This is a genomic window from Caballeronia sp. S22, from assembly GCF_964261745.1.
Classification (GTDB): Bacteria; Pseudomonadota; Gammaproteobacteria; order Burkholderiales; family Burkholderiaceae; genus Caballeronia; species Caballeronia jiangsuensis.
On record NZ_OZ180040.1, the window covers coordinates 400,879 to 418,398 of the forward strand.

Sequence of the window (17,520 nt, forward strand, 5' to 3'; positions counted from 1 at the left end):
AAGCAAAATGACCAATGAACACAAGCAACCAGTCCAGATCGACCCGATCAAAGAGCGCAGGGCGCGCATCCTTAAAATTGCCCGTGCCAAGAAACAGTCGGGCGAGCTGTCGATGATCGAGGCAGGCGCGGTGATGGCTGGCGCTGCGCTGCTCGCGCTGGCTGTCTATGCGGGCGGCAAGTACGTGCTCGATCTGATTCATTCGTCCCAGTTCAAGAGCGAAGCACAGATGTTCCACACCGGGATCCTGAACGCGACGCAGAACGACGCCGATTTCTCCTCTGAAACGCTCACGGTGCTGGCGCAGAATCACGCCTTCGATTCCGCGGGATCGCGCGTCGCATCGGACAAGTCAGCGGTCAAGGGCATGTTCAATGGCACTGTGACGGCTGCCGTCGGCACGCTCGTTACCTCGAATGATTCTTTGATTCTGACGTATCCCGTCACGTCGACGGTGTGCTCGCTGAGTGCGGCTGCTTTGATCACTGTCTACACGCAGGTGACTGTAAACGGCACAACGATCTTCTCGCCGACGGTCACGTTCAACCCGCAGACGGTCGCCACTGCATGCGCGTCGAACGGCGCGATGGCGTCGATGGGACTGTGGACCACTCGTACCTGATCGCGGACCGCCGACATGGGAAGCATTCTTGAGATGTTGATCGTCCTGGTCGGCGCGGCCTTGCTGACGGTACAGGTTATCAAGGAAGACATCGCTGCCAAACGCCAGAATCTGCTGCAGATCGAAGGGCAGAACATTGCGTCGATCAATTCGGCGCTCGGCAGCTACATCACCAACAACTACGCCTCGCTTATTCCAGTGGGGTATTCGCAGACGACTTCTACGCCCATCGCTGCGCCGACGCTGGCGCAATTGAGCGCGCAGTCGAACGACAAGGTCACGTTTAAAAACGGGCCGTTCTGGGGCGGCACTTACCAGATCGCGTTGGCCGTTGTGCCCGACAACTGCTCGACCGCTGCGGGCAACTGCCATATCGCCTCGCAAATCTATCCGAGCCTGCCGCTTATCAGCATGACCGACAAGACGGCCGACATCGCTGGAGCGGGTGTCCTTGCTGCCGCCGGGGGCGCGCAGTTCGGCTACTCGACAAACCGCGCGCCGGCGACGGTCACCGGCATCCACGGCGGGTGGACATTGGCTAATCCAGTAGGCAGCAAGGCCGGGATGATCCTCGCAATCAATGGATTTGGTGCGGACGGCAATTCGCCGTACTACCGCCGTGACGGCGCGCTTCCGCTGACAGGCACGATGAACGCCAATAATCAGGACATGCAGAACGTCGGCAATGTCACGCTCGGCGCGAACAAGGTCTTGAAGTTGCAGGCGGGCAACAGCCTGCAGATCGACAACGGCGCGATGTACTACGGTGACAGCGTGAACGCGGCCGTGCGTACCAAGGGCAACCTCTATGTGCAGAACTATCAGGGAACGGGCCCGGCCGGGCTCAACGTCGGGGACGTCAGTTCGTCGGGGACGGTCTCGGGTAACACAATCAACGGCAACGTTGCGAACATCAACTACACCGCCAGCAAATGCAGCTGGAACGGAGTGACCATCCGCAACAACCTCATGTACGTGTGCAATAAGTGGGGCAACTGGGTCGGCGCGAGCACCTTGGTGAGCAACCAGTCGGCGGATGCCCAGTACAGCGGTTGGTACAACGGGTGGGGTGTTACGCCTCCTTCATGTGGCCCCGGTAGCACGGCGTGGTATCGCATCACCCCGCAATCGCTGACGACCGACTATTCCAATCACAATCCACCGATCTCGGGCGCGCGTTACGCGATGGGTTGGAACGGCTCGCAATGGGTGCTCCAAATCTATGACGTGCTTGCTGACGGTGCAAACACACTTGTGCAAGATCAGCTTGGCCTGCAAGCGCAAATCGACGTTGGCTGCAACTACTCAAACCAATAAGAACATGAAGCGAATTAGGACGGCAATTTCGTTTGCGCTGATGGGGACGCTTAGCGGTGTGCTGACGGCTCCAGTCACCTCCAACGCGGAATGGGTCCAGAATCCCATCGGCGTTCCGCGTGCTCCCGGTTGCGATCCGGGGTATTCCTGGCAGAAGCTCGGTGTGCGATATCAATGCGCCACGCCACAACCTAATTGTGCATACGGCTTTGCTAGTGGGCCGGTCTGGACCGGGACAGGTTGGAACTACTCTTGCAATGTGCCGCCGCCTCCGAGCTGCCCGAGCGGGTACATCCAACAAGCTGCGCCGTCGTGGAACGGCTCGGCGTGGGTTGGACAGCTGTGCTACCCGGGTGCGCAGCAACAACCGCCCGGGAATCCCGAGGAAGCCTGCCGAGCCTACGTGACTAAGCAACTTGGATTTTGGCCTGGGTGGGGCCAACAAAATTCTGTTTTCAATGACGGCACAAACACTACCTATATTACCAACACGTACAACACGTCCTTCAACACTTACCAGTACGCGTCGTGCAGCGCGAATAACAGCACCGGCGCCGTAATTGGCTATGATGTGCAGGGCTATGGCGACACCGCGGGCTCGGGCGGTTGAGCAACTGCTCATAACGAACGCCTCGAAGCTTCACTCCAGGGCTTTTTTGGTCTCTCAATCAATAAAAAAGCCGCCAGATCGACTGGCGGCTTTGCTCCTACTAAGCGCGACGTTGCTTGCTAGCCGCCGAGTACGGCTCCGGTCGTGAAGCTGAAGGTGCGCGAGAACGCGACGCCGTTGTTCGTACCCGTAAGTGAGACCGTGTATTGCGAATTCGGCGACAACGGCGTGGTCGGGTACGCGACGCCCTGATACGGCAGCAAGAGCTTGTTCGGGTCTTTGGCCGAATCGAGAACCTGCAACGCGATCACGTGGCCCGACGAATCTGTCATCGTGCCCGTTTGCATCACGATCGTATCAGTCGGGTTGCCCGCAACCCCTACCGGCGTACCCCAATGACCGGACGTTGCCGGAGGCGTCGGCATTTCTCCAAAGTTGTCGTAGAAAACGCCGGTCGTCCCTTGGCACGGGAAAGTCAACGGCGCGTTGGTCGATAGCTGCTGAAAGTTCGTCAGATTGAACGAAAACTGCTCTTGCGGGAAGCCGTTGTACGTTTTCGCGACCTTGCCGATACCGACCGTGTTCATAGGCGAGGCCGCAATGCTGATGTGATACACCCCGCCCAAGAATACATAGACGGCTTGCTCGCCATATTGCTTTTCCGTCCAGGTCGCGTTCGTATAGATGCCCCCCGATACCCCGATGGAACCGTTGTTCGACGTATATCCGAAATGGGCTGCACGATCAACGAAAGTCGCCCCTGTGAAGCCGGGATTGCCCGCTACCTCGGTGTCGGTAATGACATCGTTCGCCGTAAGATACTGCGCATGTGCCGCCGTCGCCTGATCGAGTGCGGTGTTTTCCTGGAGGGCAGGGAAGCCGCATTGCTGGCGCTGTTGGTTGAGCAGGTTGAACGCTGCCAGATGGAAGCTGTCAGCCGGGTACTGAGGCGTGGTCAGATTCGCCGGATTGGTGGGAGTCGCGGGCGTGCTGGCACCGCTTGCCGGGGCCGCGGGCGACGCATCGCCGCCGCCACCGCCACCGCCGCAAGCAGCGACCAAAAGCGATGCCGCGATCGCGGCCATCGAAAGTTTGAAGCTTTTCTGAATTGTCATTTGTTGTTTCCGATCTAGTTATTGCAGTCGCCCCCGCGATCTGCTTACTTTCATCTTATCGAGCGGTGTTCGAAGTCAAGGCGACTCGGAAGTCCGCCGCGAAACCGCTTTCCTCGTTGGCAAATTGCCGTTGGCCAAACGGCGGCGCAGGCATTGTAATACCCGGTAAGGCTTCGAAATTCCGCACCGTTGTTTGATCGCAACCGTTTGCTATCGCTTCTGCCCGCGAGCGCGGAAGTGCTTTACCCGCAAGGCGATGAAAACCACGCCGAGCACCGCAGCGACGGCGACGGGCTGCGTCGCGCCGACCGAAGAAAGGAGTGCGGTGCCGCCCCAAAGGAGAATGAGAAAGGTCGCGAGCGCGCCGAATGCTTTGCTTTTCGACACTGCCGCGAACTGCCGCCGGCCTGAGCCGAAACTTTGCGCGAAGCGAATGTTGCTTTGCTCCAGGTCGAAGACCTCCTGCGACCGCGCGGTTGCGCGATCTGCGCGGTAGTGCCTTTCGTACCGTTGGAAGCGCGAGTCGCCGCGGCCTTGTAACCATGCCGCGACGCTGTCGCGAAAGAGGTAAGCGAAGTCCTGCATGGCTCAATGCGTCACGTCGGAGTGAAATTCGATCGCGCCGACCGCATCGGCAATGCACAGACCATCGGCTTCGCCGTAGTACGCGCCGGTTTGAAGGTCCAGCCAGCCAAACTGCACACGGCCGTCGCGCGAGAAAACGACGAGGCCAGCCTCAACGCTAAACTTTTCGGACATCAATCGAGCTTCCTCCAATGTGGTTAAACGCTACTCGGTCTTCGACTTCGCCTGCTTTTTGGCGGAGCGCGTCTTCAGGCTGTAGCTGCAGCCCGGACAGAAAAAGTCCTTCGCCAGTTCGATCCTTCCTTGCTCGTTGGAGAGGATGTACTCGGTCTTACACGTCCGGCACGGGGTCATCGTTAGCCGGGAGTGGATCGCCATCGCTCGGGTGAGGTGGATTGCGCGGTCGGGGCTAATGACCAACTCTTTGCCGAACATCTTCTCGGCGACGTCGATCGAGGCGATAAGCGCCTCAGGGATGATGCCTCCGTTGGCGAGCGCCGCGCGATAAAGCCATGCCAGGAACGTTCCCTGCAGGCGATGTGTCGGGTGCTCGACGTACCAGATAAGCGATGTCGGGTTGCAGCCGCACGGCGAACTGACGCCGTGGATCTCTCTATAAGTGTTCCGTGCTTTCGTTGCGTTCAGCGTGAACAGATTGGTCGCAGTTGCAGCGCGGCAGCCCTGCGTCATAAGCGCACGCGCGTAGACATCGCGTTGAGCCCGGTCGAGCCGGAGTTCCGACCACGCGTGCTTGAATGGCAAGGTGGACGGCGGGAGCTGCGCAGTACGCATGAGGTAATGGGCGACCGCTTCGTTTGACAGCCATCCCGTGCGGTATTCGGTCCAAAACATGTTGTCGTCGAACCGCCATCTATAGAGCGGGAACTTGATTGCGCCGATCGCCGATTGGATGCGCCGCATCGGCAGCCCTTTGAGGTAGTGCGCCAGTTCGAGCGAGAGACCGAGCAGCGGTGCCGCCAGGACGTTCATGTGCAGCACATCTTTCAGCAGCGTCACATACGTGCTGTTGTTGTGAAATATGTCGCGGCCGGTCATGCCATCGACTTCGGGCATCTTTTCCGTTAGTTCTTCCACCTTTCGGGAACGCAGGACGCCGTTGACGAACGTGTCCCAGTCTCTGGGGTCCGGCAGGGTAGGGGACAACGCGAGGAACGGCATGTTCATGAGCGTCGCCTTCGGATCGGCGTGCGTGTCGAACAGTTCCATATTGTCCAGCGATAGGCCCAGCACGCCTTCGGCGTGGGGATACCGCGCAAGCACCTTGTGCATCGCGTCAGTAAGCGAATAGTTTTCGCGCTGGATCTTTTCGGCCAGGAAGGCCGGTAACGCGATGTTGGTCTCAATCGCGTCCAGAGTATTTTTTGACATTGTCGTTATCAGTTTTTCTGTCATCCTGTGCGCCTCACGGCGCACGGCCACGTGGTCGGTCTTAGCCCTTTTTACTTAGCAAGCCATGCGTCGAGTTCGCTCTGCGATTTGCGCATCATCGCGGACAACGTCTGCAGGATCGTGCGATGCTCGGCAGGGCTGTCGCATGCTTGGACGGCCAGTTGCGCTGCGGTGAGCTTTCCAGCGAACGACTCAAACGCGGCGGAGACGCCTTCCATCGTCTTTTGCACCTTTTCCGCAGCGGCGAGCGCAGCCTTAGCTTTCTCGCGGTTCTTCTCGACTTCGGTTACTTCTTGCTTGAGTGCGTCCAAGGCTTCCGTCGTCTTCTTGAATTCGGCTGTTTTGGCCTCCAACGCTTCCGACAGCGATGAGAATCCGGGGGGAGTGACAAGAACCTCCTTCACCTGAACTTCCGGCTTCTTGTTCATGACCTCGTCGAGCAGGCGGGCGATCTCCCTGTCTTTGTCTGCGAGGTCTTTCTGCATGTCGCTCATCCCCGCCGTGCGGCGGTTATAGAGGTCGTCGAGGCCGTCCAATTGCTGCTGCTTTGCTGCCAGTGCACGGGCCTTGGCGTCAAGCTCATCCTTGAGGTGCTGTGCCTCGCGCTGTGCCAAGTCGAGTGCGGTCTTCGTGTCCTCAAGGACGGACGTGACGTTGTCTACTTGCTTTTGGCTATCAACAAGCGCTTTCTCTTGCTTCTGCAGCGCGTCGAGCAGCTTCTTCACGTCTGCGCGCTTCATGTCTGGCTTGCTTTCCTTAGCCAACATGATCTCGCTGATCTGTGCGTCGGTGACGTGTGCTGCGGCCAGCATGTCGAGCTCGCCGACATTAAAGATACGGATAGCCTCTTCGTTGTTACCAAAGCGTTCCCAGCACCGCATGTACTGGCGGGCTGCCGATTCCTTGATCTTCAGCGAGTTCTCGAAGAAGTCGTACGCCATGCGCGCCGCTTTCCGGTGGATCGAAACCGTGTCGCCGCCTTTCGCCACCAGATTGTTACGAATGAGGTAGTGGGAGTGGAAAAGCTGATTGCCGAGCGCAATCATCTCTGCGGAGATGCGCTCCCGGGACTCGGAGACGGCCATCATTGAGTCCGTCAGTCTTGCGACGAGTTCGTCCTCTCCGCCAAAGGATTCCTTAGCGGCTTTCTCGATGGTGGCCCGCGTGACTCCTTTGTTATCATCGCGCGGGACGATGAAGTCGGACATGGAATCGTCACCGAACGGAACCGGTAGACTGGGATTGAATTTATTCGGAACATTTCCGGACGTCTCGCCTGACAGCATTTCTTCTCTCCGTTGTGTGCAGCGCTGACCAACGCTGCCTTGCATGAGCGGGGCTCTCACCCCCCGCGACCTATCGAACGACCGATCGGCTAAGTAACCAATCGTAAATTCTTCGTTACACGTTCCGAGGGCGGAAAGACGCATATTTCACCCCCTCTTTCACGCCACTCCGTGCGAACAAAAGCTCCACACCTTGATGTAAGCAATCGTTTAACGGTTCAGATATGTAACGCTTTAACGTTTTTGTGGAAGAACGTTCCTAATCTATGGCTTGATTCCGGTCGAAAATTCTGGTTGGGTCGCCACCCGTGACTTGTGCTCGTTAAGGGCCGTTGTTGAGGTGTCGGCGTACATCAGCACGGCGGCCGTGGCGCGACGGACGTCCACCGGCGATCTTTCTTTGCACGAATCGCGCTTGTGCCGCAGCCAGTAGGGCAGGTCGTTCAGCGAGAACAGATCAGTCGGCAGGTCCCGGCGGAGCACCGCCGTGGACTATGTGAAAACGCCCGCGCCAGCAACCGGCCACATGCCGGGCAGTTGTTCGCGAAGAAATCGGAGCTTGGTCCGGTTCTGCGCTATTGGCGAGCGCCTATCCTCAGTTTCACCGTTGTGCGAAGTTCGGGTCAGATTGCCGGGCAACACTGACGGCGCAATGTGCCCTGACCAGTTCTTGGTCTCAAAGATGAAGATGCCGAAGGGCGTGACCGCAAGGTGATCGATCTCTGCCGTTGGAAAGGCCGTCCCCGGCGCGTGCTCGATGACCAACGGACCATCGTGCAGATAAAACTCGTCGCCGCACAGCCAGCGGAGGGTTTCACGCAGCTTTGCCTGCGTCGCAACCTCGCCAGCAGCGCCGATCGCGTCCGCCGAACGTGGCGCTGTGCGCGCCGAATGCGAAGTGCGCGGGCGACGCCGTCCTTTAGATCGTCTGTATAGGTAGTAACCGCCGACGGCGATCAGTATTTTGATAAGCATGTGCTGGCTCCGTGATTTGCATGCTCCAAGCATGGCAGCGCCTGCGCGAAGTCAAGGCTGCGGGGTCCGGTCACCGATGCGTCGAAAAAGTAAAAGGCGGTATGAAATCGGGAGCTTTCAAAGGCACGCACCTCGCCGGCAGGGCGTACATTCGCTCCTATCCCCGCGTCCACTACGCATCGACCCGAGTTGCGCATGCCGATAGGCCGCGCGCTCGCATCCAATTTCCCTGCTGTGAGCTGCTTCCGCCACGTCTTCATTCGAGCCGTGACGAAAGCGTCTCTCCGCGCGCCATTTTTCCCTGCTCACCCGAGCATCGAAAATCATCCAGCGCTGTATGGCTGGACATCCCCTAGTGCGTCTTTTTCTGGAGAGAAAAATGCCGAAGCAGTTGGTTACGAAGGCGATGAAATCGCCCGGCTGGTTGGTCGCTGCTTGCTTTGCCCTGTGGTTTGCAGCGCATTCGTTCTTTGCCTTTCTGTTTGTTTCTGCCACCGTCGCTGTCTGGATCAAGAGATCCATCAAGGCGGCGCTGAAAGAGGAGAAAGCTGAGGATTCGAAGGCGCCCGCGCACGCCGTTGTCGCTCCGGCTCCCGCCGACGCCAACGTCACGCCCATCAAACGTCAGTACGCCAAGTCCGCAGTGGTCGTTCCACTTAAGACAGGCACCGACGACTAGTCGCTACGCCTGAATGTCAAGACTGCCCGCACGGGCTAATGCCGTTCAGTTAGCGCCGAACGGCATTTTTGTTTGTGGAGCGAGAAGTGGTTGTAAACGGAGCGCCGGGCTGTTAACTTTCCGGTGCGATGCTTGCTGACCACCTCACTTATCTGATCGAAGCACAAGAGCCGGCCGATCTGCGACGGTTGGCCGAGCATCTGCCCTTCGAGTGGATCGAACGCGCAGTCCAGGCGACCGGCACGGCGAGCATCCGGCGCCGTCGCCTTCCGGCCGAGCAGGTGGTGTGGCTGGTCATTGCGCTGGCGATGTACCGTCACTGGTCGATCAGCGAGGTCCTTGACAGCCTCGATCTGGCCTTGCCCAACGAGGCCGCCCCGTTTGTCAGCAAGAGCGCTGCGGCGCAGGCGCGTCAACGTATCGGCGAAGCGCCGATGGCGTGGCTGTTTGAACAGACCGCGCGAGCGTGGACGACTCAGGACGCGGCCCACCATGCGTTCAAGGGCTTAAGTCTGTGGGCAATGGATGGCACCACACTGCGCACCCCGGACAGCGCGGCCAACCGCGAGCACTTTGGCGCGCAGGGCTATGCCAGCGGCAAGGTGGCGAGTTATCCGCAGGTGCGCGCCGTGACGCTCACCGCCATTCCGACGCACCTGATCGCCGATATCAATTTCGGTCGCTACGACACCAACGAAATGGTGTACGCCAAAAGCCTGCTGGCGCAGATCCCGGAAGACTCACTGACGGTGTTCGACAAAGGCTTTCTGGCCGCGGAAATCCTGTGTGGCCTGACGATGAACGCGCGCAATCGCCACTTCCTGATTCCAGCCAAAGCCAACACCTGCTGGGAAGTCGTCTCGGGTAGCGCTGACGATGCGATGGTGCGCATGCGTGTGTCGCCGCAGGCGCGCCAGAAATGTCCGGCTTTGCCCGAATTCTGGAGTGCGCGGGCGATCCGTGCCATCGACGCGCGCGGACGCGAACGCGTGCTGCTGACTTCGCTGATCGATCGCCGACGCTTCAAACCCGCCGATATCGTCGCCTGTTATGAGCGCCGCTGGCAGATCGAAACCAGTTACGCCGAGCTCAAACAATCGATGCTGGGTTCGGAATTGACCTTGCGCAGCCGCACCGTCGCAGGCGTCTATCAGGAGATATGGGGCGCGTTGATCGCCTACAACCTGATTCGCCGCGAGATCGCCTGCGCCGCACGGGAGGCGAAACTTGCACCGACTGATATCAGCTTCGTGCGAGCCCTCCACACGATCCAGCACGAGATGATGTGGGCGGCCCTCACGCCGGCGTTTGCAAAATTACCCGCCTGCCTTCAGCGTCTGCGCGAAAGGCTCAAGTCTCTGCCCAACGAAAAACGACCCGGACGCACATGCGACCGGGTCGTCAAATCCCGCCCTAAACGGTACACCGTTCGCTATCTAAGAAAAGACCTTAACTGAACGGCATTAGCCCGCACGGGCTGTCTTGACCCCTCACCCCAACGGGAAACCATCCCGTTGCGGGAATGGGTTCCCGTTCATCCGGAGATCCCCATGCAAGCAGAAGTAGCCGCATGGCAACTGGACATGTTCGGCGCTCCTGAAGCGCCGGTCACACGTGCCCAGCCCAAGCCCGATCCGCTGCCCGATCCGCACCTGTGGAGCGAGGCGGTCAAAGACAAAATGGTCGACGCGTTGATCAGTCTGGCGACTGACAGCAGGCGCGGCGACAACATGCCCGAGTCGTTGATGGACTGCGCTGTACTGTTCAGCGAGCGACTCAAAAACAGAAAGAAGATGGAACTCGAAGACTACCGAGCGACGCTCGGCTGGGTCATGGAGTTCTGGAGCGGGGCGCTGCCGTATCGGTTTGTCTGCCAGATCAACGGCGTCGATCCCGAGATCTTGCAAGACGTCATACTGAGCGACCCTTTGCTCAAGCGCGACATGGAAGAAGTGCGTCGCGAGTGCTTCGGCACGCTGATCTAGGAGGCCGACGATGAGCACATCAACATTCGGCCGGCTGCTGGGAACGCTCTTCGGAGTGCAGCCCGCGACGCAGCCTCGGAATCGCTACCCCGCAAATCAACCATCCCCCGTCGAAGTCGGAAAAGGCGGAGCCAACGAGCGGCACATCGCGATCGCTGGTCAACCGATGCTCTTTCGCGACGAGGGCGATGTGGTCGTGCAGTTTCGCCCGGCGTTCGACTATGAGCTACGGCCAACCGCCGTCGGAATGAAGCTGATACCCGCGCTCGCTCCGCACTGGGAAGTGCTGCGTGAGCACAGGGGGCCACTGACAGAGGCGATAGCTGCTGCCGTCAGGGACGCTCACCCGACAGAGGCGCCTCCCGAGCGTTCAGTTGCGGCAACCAGCTCAATCGCCGCAAGCGACGCGCGACCGACAAGACATGTCGTCGAGAGCGTAGCGTCGTCGCCAGCGCGGGCCGCCGAGCCATCGCATCGGCCCAGTGAGCGCGCACGGTATGGCGTGCTGAAAGAGTGGGGCGAGAAGGAATTCCCCGACGGCAAACGACCGGGGCGGACCTACGAATCGTTCTGCATCACGCTCGAGCACCGTACAGGTGTGGACGTGCTGCAAGGCGAGGGACTTCGTGACGCGATCGCTGAAGCACACTGCAAAGTTGGCGATCGCATAGAGGTCAGGCGCCTTGGCAAGATCAAGGTACCTGCCGTTGATAAACGTGGCCGACCCAAGCTCGATGCCAGCGGCGCGCAAGTGCTCTGGGACAAGTGGCTTTGGTGTATTTCCAAGAAATCTTGAAGGAGCTTTTTATGGCATCAGTAAACAAGGTCATTCTCGTGGGCAACCTCGGAGCCGACCCGGAAACGCGTCACCTGCCGAGCGGCGATGCGGTTGCAAACATTCGCCTGGCAACGACGGATCGCTACAAGGACAAGGCCTCGGGCGAAATGAAGGAGCAGACCGAGTGGCATCGTGTTTCGTTCTTCGGTCGGCTGGCTGAAATCGTTAACGAGTACCTGAAGAAGGGCTCGTCGGTGTACATCGAAGGCAGAATCCGCACGCGAAAGTGGACGGACCAAGCCGGGCAAGAACGGTATTCGACCGAGATCGTGGCTGAGCAGATGCAGATGCTCGGCGGCCGGGCTCCTGCCGACCGTTCGTCGAACGAGGGTTTCGAGAGTCAGCGCCCCGCGCGTCAGGAACGGTCGCCGCAGCCGCGATCGAGCAATCCCGCGCCGGCGAATCGCGAACCGCAATCGACTTCGTATGGCGGAGGCGGTGGATTCGGGGACATGGACGATGATATTCCGTTCTGAAGTTTCGTAACCGAGAGTGTAAAGATCGACCCCGCCTTAGTGCGGGGTTTTTCTTTTTCTATAAGGGCCTGCGGGAAGTTGACAGGCTGCAACAGTAAACGAAGGGGTACCGCGGCTCCCGCGTTTTTGCGCTCGTAAGCCGCGATGGTCAATTTCCGGCTGCGAACTAGGCCGGACGGCCTTCAGCAAGCGTTGTCACGGAAAAGACGTAAACATTACCTAGGTTGGATCGCATGCGTGTGCGGAGGCCTCCATGAGCGCGCGATTCCACATCATTGTGATTCGGCATCCAGGCGGTGAGCGTCTGCCCGCATTGCTGGACGCGGATCGACAACCTGTCACATGGATCAACGTCTACCTGATCAAGCGCCTGCGCCTGCGGCTATCAATGAATAGCCTGATCAAGACGCTGTACGTGCTCGGACAGTTGTGGACCTGGTCGACATCCGAGCGCTTCCCGCTTCAAGCGCGACTCGTTTCTGGCCATGGCTTGAGTCAGGATGAAATTGTGAGCCGCCTGTACCCCTGGTTGCGGCGTGATTTCCAGACGTCGGGCAAAGTGACAAAACTCGTCGTTGCGCCGAGTACCGTAGCCTTCCGGCTCAACGTCGTCGCTAAATGCATCACCTGGCACCTCGAGTGCGCGATGTCAGCCTTGCCGGTTGGCGCGCCTGAGATCGCGGACATCCAGTCGAGAGTGAGTTTCACGCAGCGTTGCTTCGCGACGCTCGCCCAAGCCGGACGGACCTCGGCGGAGCATGCCGCTCCGTTATCCTCGGAGCAGTTAGACAGGCTCATCAAGGTCTGCCATCCCGACTGTCCCGAAAATCCTTGGAAGGCGCCGTATCGGCAGCGCAACTACCTCATCGTTCTGCTCTTAGCGATGCTGGGTGTGCGGCGAGGAGAGTTGCTCAAGCTGCGGGTCTCAGATTGTTTGCTATCCGGCGATGCTCCCGCCGTGCGCATCGTGCGGGCACCTGATGATGCCGCTGATCCGCGGGTGGCCGAGCCGCAAGTAAAAACAGAGCCAAGACACGTACCGTGCGACCGGTCTCTGGCACGGATACTCAACGACTACATTTGTGGCTCTCGTCGGCGAATACCGGGTGCTTCGCACATGCCCTTCTTGTTCTTGAATCGCAACGGCGGCCCCTTGAGCCTTGTACGTGTCAATGGGATTCTGAGCCAAGTCGTCGCGTCTCATCCCGAGTTCGAGCATCTCCACCCCCATCAGTTGAGAAGCACATGTGCCACCGAATTCAGGGCAGCCGGGCTCGCTAACGGTCTCGACGACGAACGCGTGACGAGAAACATGATGTACTTCTTTGGATGGCGCTCAGCGGACTCAGTTAAGCCGTATATCGACGCGGCCATCCGACGAGAGGCGCACGAAATCGGGCTGCGCTATCAGGTCACCTTGTTCGCGCGATCGGAGGGGAAATCATGACCAACGACGATGTGAATCGGGCGATGGCCACACACCTGTGGCGTTATGGACTGCCTCGATTGCCCGAAGGCGAGATCGACCGAGATGGTAGACGAGTGGATCTGAGTGGCGTTAGCTGGCGATGCAACGCTGCAACCGCGCACGTCGCCATCAATTGGCCGCGTCTCGAAGTGAGCAACGTCATCGTGAGTTACGCGCTCCGTCGCTGGGCCATCATGCTCACAACGCAAAAATCCGGAGCCAGTGTCGGGCAAGCTGTAAAGACAATAACGAGCGTGCTTGCTGGGAGGGCAATAGAAAGTCGAAGAGTCGTCTCGTCGCGTCGGGCGAGTCTCTGGGAGGGCCTCAGCGACATAGACAATCCTCAGGATCTTCGCCCGGCATTGCGCGCGGTAGTAGAAAGTTCGATCCAAACGCTGCGCGAGTCGAAACAACTTGCCAGCTTCTACGTGATCCGTCGGTGGTACGTCTGGTGCGCCGAAATGCTCACTGGCCTTGGATTCGACAAGTCGTTCGCACAGGATCTTGATGAGATACGAATTCCGGCACGGCCGTCAAAACTGGCTGTAGAACTCGAAGACGAAGATTGCGGTCCGTTGTGGGATGTTGAAGTGACAGTGCTGCGTCGAGCGTTGAACGATGACGCCTCAATGCAGCGCGTCGACGTCATGCAGCGCGTGGCGACGGCGCTCAGCCTCGCCTACGGGCGCAATCCAGCCAACTTCTGCCTGTTGCGCGAGACCGACCTGCGCAATTCGCTTGAGGGATTCGCGGTGCCCGCGCAATGGATGCTGTCTATTCCGAGAATCAAGAAGCGTGGCGTCGGTCCACGACAAGCGTTCGTCGAAGAGCGAGTAAGTGAAGAACTGTTGACGCTGTTGCGGCAATTACTCGAGGTCAACAAGACAGTCGACTGCGGCCGCTACCCCAGACCGCTCTTCATGCGCAACCGGGTAGACAAGTGGCGCCAGGACACTGACATGGGCGAGTTTGCCTACCATATAACGTCCTACCAGTTCGCCGACCTAGTGAAGGGATTCGCGCAACGAATGTCGCTTGTCTCGCCGCGCACCTTGCGTCGCATTCGAATCGCGCCGCGTCGATTGCGCTACACGTTCGCGACGACGATGGTGGAGCTTGGCGTTTCGAGAGGCATGTTGGCAACGATGCTTGACCACTCCGATACGCAACACGTCCACGTCTACTACGCGCTTAAAGGCCGGCGCATGACGCGCATCCTCGATCGCGCGGCAGCGCTGAAACTCGGGCCGTTGATGGCTTTGTTCAGAGGCAGGGTCGTCCCGTCAAGCGATCACGCAATCAACGGCGAGCGGCAGGACAAGCGTGTCGTCTTTGTTGGCGACATGAGGGCAATCGATCCAGTGAATATCGGCTCATGTGGCAAAAGCGGCTTGTGCGCGCTAGATCCGCCGTTCTCCTGCTACGTGTGTCCCAAGTTCCAACCCTATGCGCAGGCAGACCACCGCGCGGTGCTCGATGCTTTGCTCGCGGGTCGTGAAGCACGTGCTGAACGATACGGAACCCGCATCGCGGTGCAACTGGACGATGTGATCTACGCAGTCGCTCAGGTCGTCGATGTGGTGGAGGGCAATGACCATGGAACCGGCAAGATCGCGCAAATCAATGGCGGCGCCTTATTGCGTAGTCGGGGCGCTCTCTAAGAATTGGATTGTTAATGAAGCAACGCTAATTGCTCATGCGCAGGCAGTTATCCCCTTTGCGGGCGTCGAGTGGAAGAGCGTGATCTGGGATGTGTCGGAAGCGTACCGGCATCGCATGCGTGGCTATAAAGCCGACAAACCTGTGCAGCGACTGCTGTTCACGCGACATGGGGCGGGACCACGGAAGCTGGGCAAGGCACTGGGCGGTTCATTTGGCGACGTGGTGAAAGCGCTGGTTTGCATGCGGCACCGCCAACGTGGCCAGTCTGCAATCAGTCATATGGTGTTCGTACGCGCCACGCGCTACGTGTATGAGGCGCTGGCCGATCGTGCGTACGAGATCAGCGAGCTGAGCGCCGATCATCTGGATGCTGCAGCGGATGCTCTGTTCGAGCGGGAACGCGAATCATCGGCTTACAAGGTAATAGGTCACATGGAAGAGTTCGCCGATATGCTGGATCGCAATGGCCTGTGCCGGCTACGGCTTGACTGGCGCTACCGTCGCAAGCTTCGTCCTCGTTTCTCCAGCGACGGTAGGCGTCCAGGTAATGTCGGCGGCATCAAGCCGCGCGAGCGCCTTCCCGACGAACGCGCGATACAGGCCATCGGCGCGCTGTACCAGAGCATTCCCCGCGGTCTACCCTCCACCGATCCGGCGAGCGCAGACCGCATCATCGTGCTGGTTGCGACGCTGATGGTTTGCACCGGGCTGCGTATCGGAGAAGTCTTGACCTTGCCGGCTCGGCCGCTCTCGTCGGCTCAGGATGGCAGCAAGGCCCTACGGTATGCCCGGCTCAAAGGCAGGGCAGATGATGTCGCGGTCGAGTGGACGCATAAGCCGCTGCTTGGCGAGACGGAAACTCTCGTCGAAGAGGTACTCGCAGAAATGCATCTGGCGACTGAAGGCGCACGCAGCGTATCTCAACGCTACAACGAGACGCAGGATTTACTCGCTGATGCGCAGTGCCCGAGTGAGGTGAATAGCGCTGAGCTTGTTTCGGTGCTCGGTCTGAGAAGCACCAATGTGATGCAATTCCTCAGATGTCGGGACATCCCTCATCGACTCGTGGGCGGAAGAGTTCAGGTGCGCCGGGCAGATCTGCATAAAGGCCTGCTGCAAGATCATTGGACAAAGCCAGTCATCCCGGGCGGCGCCGGATCTAGCCTGATGCTGCACGAAGCGCTTTGCGTGGTCTATGCCAACCAGATGCATCGGGGAACCAGGACAACTCTCTGCTATGCGGCGCGTCCCATTACGGATCAGAACGTCAGCGACTTCCTGGGTGGTCGGGGCGAATGTGCTTCGGTCTTCGAACGTCACAAGATGGTGATGGAGGGTGGAGGGAACATCGATATCCGCTCACATGGCTTCCGCCACTTCCTCAATCACCTGCTGGATGAAGGCGGTGCGCCGGATTTGGTCCAGACGAAGTGGTTTGGCCGCAAGTATCCGGCGGACACGAAGGCCTACCAGCACATGACAGCCGTCGAGCGGGCCGCGCACGTGGTGAGCGAGGTCATGGGTGGCCGCATGAAAGGCGTAGTCGCCGATATCGCCGGAACGCTTCCAGCCGATCGTGCGAAGACGTTTCTCGCAGCCCGAATTCAAGCGGTGCATGACGTCGGCCCGGGTATGTGTTTGCACGACTTCCAGATGTCGCCGTGTCCGCGGCATCTGCAGTGTACGGCCGATTGCAATGACTATGTCTGGCGTGACGGCGACCTCGAACGCGCCGACGAACTGAAGCGTCAGGCAGCGGTCGTCAGCATCAGCTTGGAGACGACTCGCGAGCTTGCACATGATGGCGTCATGGCGCCGGACTGGGCCACGCACCTGCAGTCCAAGTATGTCCAGTTGATGACTCAACTCGCGTTGCTCGGCTTCGACCAGACTGAGCTTGCACGCTATATTGAAAAAGAAGGTCCGTGATGGTCAGATCGATCCGTGCCAACGCAAAACTCGACGAAGGCAAGATGGCCAGCATCATTGCTGAACTGCATCGCTGGCGGGCCGGCGAATTGGGACGAAACTTGACGTGGGGGCGCATTGAGGATTGCTCTGGCTATACGCGGCAAGCGTTGAGCCGCCATCCACCGATCTTGCGAGCCTACCAGGCGGCCAAGCGCGCGCTGGACAAGCCTAAACGTCGTTCTCGGACGCGATCGACCAGTGACGAGATCCTGTACCTCGATCAGATGATCCAAAGTTTGCGTGAGCAGCTCAGCCATTACGAGGCAGCCGAGCGGGCGTGGATCGAACGCTGGCAGCGTATTGCCTACCACTGCTCACGGCGAGGACTGAGCGTTGACGAGTTGGACGGCCCGATCGACGAGCAGCATCGACGATAACGCATTGCCTCGAAGCAGCACTCGAGTTCGGCAAGCTGCACGAAAGTTAAAAGCGCGTATGAATTCGTCTTCATTCCGCGTTGCTTCATCGTAGGCGGCATCTAAACTGGCTTCACTCCCGCGCTCGGCGCATCGAAAAAAGCC

17 protein-coding genes are annotated in these 17,520 nt (G+C 59.2%); 11 read left to right on the plus strand and 6 right to left on the minus strand.

The window, feature by feature from the left end:
* Window positions 1-7: 7 nt before the first annotated feature.
* Together ACEN42_RS40180 and ACEN42_RS40185 are read left to right on the plus strand one after the other, a co-directional pair.
* Window positions 8-622 (plus strand): type 4 pilus major pilin, encoded by a 615-nt coding sequence (locus ACEN42_RS40180; protein ID WP_025527611.1) that lies wholly within the window; start codon window positions 8-10, stop codon window positions 620-622.
* Window positions 623-637: 15 nt separating this feature from the next.
* Window positions 638-1,939, plus strand: coding sequence for a hypothetical protein (locus ACEN42_RS40185; RefSeq protein WP_371884614.1), 1,302 nt, complete (start codon window positions 638-640; stop codon window positions 1,937-1,939).
* A gap of 729 nt (window positions 1,940-2,668) precedes the next feature.
* On the opposite strand, the gene ACEN42_RS40190 is transcribed toward ACEN42_RS40185, so the two are convergent.
* The 6 genes from ACEN42_RS40190 to ACEN42_RS40215 form a co-directional block, all read right to left on the minus strand.
* Window positions 2,669-3,634, minus strand: coding sequence for a CAP domain-containing protein (locus tag ACEN42_RS40190; RefSeq protein WP_371884615.1), 966 nt, complete (start codon window positions 3,632-3,634; stop codon window positions 2,669-2,671).
* Between the two features lie 240 nt (window positions 3,635-3,874).
* On the minus strand, window positions 3,875-4,249 hold the full coding sequence (locus tag ACEN42_RS40195; RefSeq protein ID WP_371884616.1) for a hypothetical protein: 375 nt from the start codon (window positions 4,247-4,249) through the stop codon (window positions 3,875-3,877).
* Window positions 4,250-4,252: 3 nt separating this feature from the next.
* Window positions 4,253-4,423 carry a hypothetical protein gene (locus ACEN42_RS40200; protein WP_371884617.1) on the minus strand — a complete coding sequence of 57 codons (171 nt, stop codon included), beginning with the start codon at window positions 4,421-4,423 and terminating at the stop codon, window positions 4,253-4,255.
* Window positions 4,424-4,453: 30 nt separating this feature from the next.
* The gene (locus tag ACEN42_RS40205) at window positions 4,454-5,662 is read right to left on the minus strand and encodes a FlhC family transcriptional regulator (RefSeq protein WP_371884618.1); all 1,209 of its coding nucleotides are present in this window, start codon (window positions 5,660-5,662) and stop codon (window positions 4,454-4,456) included.
* 47 nt (window positions 5,663-5,709) lie between these two features.
* The gene (locus ACEN42_RS40210) at window positions 5,710-6,867 is read right to left on the minus strand and encodes a hypothetical protein (RefSeq protein WP_371884619.1); all 1,158 of its coding nucleotides are present in this window, start codon (window positions 6,865-6,867) and stop codon (window positions 5,710-5,712) included.
* 570 nt (window positions 6,868-7,437) lie between these two features.
* Window positions 7,438-7,920, minus strand: a complete 483-nt coding sequence (locus ACEN42_RS40215; RefSeq protein ID WP_371884620.1) for a nuclease-related domain-containing protein — start codon at window positions 7,918-7,920, stop codon at window positions 7,438-7,440.
* A gap of 379 nt (window positions 7,921-8,299) precedes the next feature.
* On the opposite strand from ACEN42_RS40215, the gene ACEN42_RS40220 reads away from it, so the two are divergent.
* The 9 genes from ACEN42_RS40220 to ACEN42_RS40260 all read left to right on the plus strand — a co-directional run bounded on the left by ACEN42_RS40220 (window position 8,300) and on the right by ACEN42_RS40260 (window position 17,376).
* Window positions 8,300-8,599 (plus strand): hypothetical protein, encoded by a 300-nt coding sequence (locus tag ACEN42_RS40220; RefSeq protein ID WP_371884621.1) that lies wholly within the window; start codon window positions 8,300-8,302, stop codon window positions 8,597-8,599.
* A gap of 128 nt (window positions 8,600-8,727) precedes the next feature.
* Entirely contained in the window at window positions 8,728-10,056 is a 1,329-nt protein-coding gene (locus ACEN42_RS40225; protein WP_371884622.1) for an IS4 family transposase, read from the plus strand.
* 93 nt (window positions 10,057-10,149) lie between these two features.
* Window positions 10,150-10,584 carry a hypothetical protein gene (locus ACEN42_RS40230; protein WP_371884623.1) on the plus strand — a complete coding sequence of 145 codons (435 nt, stop codon included), beginning with the start codon at window positions 10,150-10,152 and terminating at the stop codon, window positions 10,582-10,584.
* 10 nt (window positions 10,585-10,594) lie between these two features.
* Entirely contained in the window at window positions 10,595-11,380 is a 786-nt protein-coding gene (locus tag ACEN42_RS40235) for a hypothetical protein (RefSeq protein ID WP_371884624.1), read from the plus strand.
* An 11-nt stretch (window positions 11,381-11,391) separates the two neighbouring features.
* Window positions 11,392-11,898 (plus strand): single-stranded DNA-binding protein, encoded by a 507-nt coding sequence (locus tag ACEN42_RS40240; protein ID WP_371884677.1) that lies wholly within the window; start codon window positions 11,392-11,394, stop codon window positions 11,896-11,898.
* A 253-nt stretch (window positions 11,899-12,151) separates the two neighbouring features.
* Complete coding sequence (locus ACEN42_RS40245; protein ID WP_371880250.1) at window positions 12,152-13,345, plus strand: tyrosine-type recombinase/integrase; 1,194 nt, start codon at window positions 12,152-12,154, stop codon at window positions 13,343-13,345.
* Window positions 13,342-15,027: a tyrosine-type recombinase/integrase gene (locus tag ACEN42_RS40250; RefSeq protein WP_371880249.1), complete on the plus strand. Its 1,686-nt coding sequence runs from the start codon at window positions 13,342-13,344 to the stop codon at window positions 15,025-15,027. The genes ACEN42_RS40245 and ACEN42_RS40250 overlap by 4 nt, the downstream gene beginning before the upstream one ends.
* Entirely contained in the window at window positions 14,957-16,957 is a 2,001-nt protein-coding gene (locus ACEN42_RS40255; protein ID WP_371880248.1) for an integrase, read from the plus strand. Before ACEN42_RS40250 ends, ACEN42_RS40255 begins: the two co-directional genes overlap by 71 nt.
* A complete protein-coding gene (locus ACEN42_RS40260; protein WP_371880247.1) occupies window positions 16,957-17,376 on the plus strand; it encodes a hypothetical protein in 420 nt (139 codons plus the stop codon). Before ACEN42_RS40255 ends, ACEN42_RS40260 begins: the two co-directional genes overlap by 1 nt.
* Window positions 17,377-17,520: the final 144 nt, after the last annotated feature.

What these genes read in the sequence shown, in the direction of transcription:
- ACEN42_RS40255 (WP_371880248.1), top strand. Translation starts at nt 14,957, where the DNA reads ATGACCATGGAACCGGCAAGATCGCGCAAATCAATGGCGGCGCCTTAT.
- ACEN42_RS40220 (WP_371884621.1), top strand. Translation starts at nt 8,300, where the DNA reads ATGCCGAAGCAGTTGGTTACGAAGGCGATGAAATCGCCCGGCTGGTTG.
- ACEN42_RS40250 (WP_371880249.1), top strand. Translation starts at nt 13,342, where the DNA reads ATGACCAACGACGATGTGAATCGGGCGATGGCCACACACCTGTGGCGT.
- ACEN42_RS40195 (WP_371884616.1), bottom strand. Translation starts at nt 4,249, where the DNA reads ATGCAGGACTTCGCTTACCTCTTTCGCGACAGCGTCGCGGCATGGTTA.
- ACEN42_RS40215 (WP_371884620.1), bottom strand. Translation starts at nt 7,920, where the DNA reads ATGCTTATCAAAATACTGATCGCCGTCGGCGGTTACTACCTATACAGA.
- ACEN42_RS40185 (WP_371884614.1), top strand. Translation starts at nt 638, where the DNA reads ATGGGAAGCATTCTTGAGATGTTGATCGTCCTGGTCGGCGCGGCCTTG.
- ACEN42_RS40230 (WP_371884623.1), top strand. Translation starts at nt 10,150, where the DNA reads ATGCAAGCAGAAGTAGCCGCATGGCAACTGGACATGTTCGGCGCTCCT.
- ACEN42_RS40225 (WP_371884622.1), top strand. Translation starts at nt 8,728, where the DNA reads ATGCTTGCTGACCACCTCACTTATCTGATCGAAGCACAAGAGCCGGCC.
- ACEN42_RS40210 (WP_371884619.1), bottom strand. Translation starts at nt 6,867, where the DNA reads ATGTCCGACTTCATCGTCCCGCGCGATGATAACAAAGGAGTCACGCGG.
- ACEN42_RS40260 (WP_371880247.1), top strand. Translation starts at nt 16,957, where the DNA reads ATGGTCAGATCGATCCGTGCCAACGCAAAACTCGACGAAGGCAAGATG.
- ACEN42_RS40180 (WP_025527611.1), top strand. Translation starts at nt 8, where the DNA reads ATGACCAATGAACACAAGCAACCAGTCCAGATCGACCCGATCAAAGAG.
- ACEN42_RS40245 (WP_371880250.1), top strand. Translation starts at nt 12,152, where the DNA reads ATGAGCGCGCGATTCCACATCATTGTGATTCGGCATCCAGGCGGTGAG.
- ACEN42_RS40205 (WP_371884618.1), bottom strand. Translation starts at nt 5,662, where the DNA reads ATGACAGAAAAACTGATAACGACAATGTCAAAAAATACTCTGGACGCG.
- ACEN42_RS40200 (WP_371884617.1), bottom strand. Translation starts at nt 4,423, where the DNA reads ATGTCCGAAAAGTTTAGCGTTGAGGCTGGCCTCGTCGTTTTCTCGCGC.
- ACEN42_RS40190 (WP_371884615.1), bottom strand. Translation starts at nt 3,634, where the DNA reads ATGGCCGCGATCGCGGCATCGCTTTTGGTCGCTGCTTGCGGCGGTGGC.
- ACEN42_RS40235 (WP_371884624.1), top strand. Translation starts at nt 10,595, where the DNA reads ATGAGCACATCAACATTCGGCCGGCTGCTGGGAACGCTCTTCGGAGTG.
- ACEN42_RS40240 (WP_371884677.1), top strand. Translation starts at nt 11,392, where the DNA reads ATGGCATCAGTAAACAAGGTCATTCTCGTGGGCAACCTCGGAGCCGAC.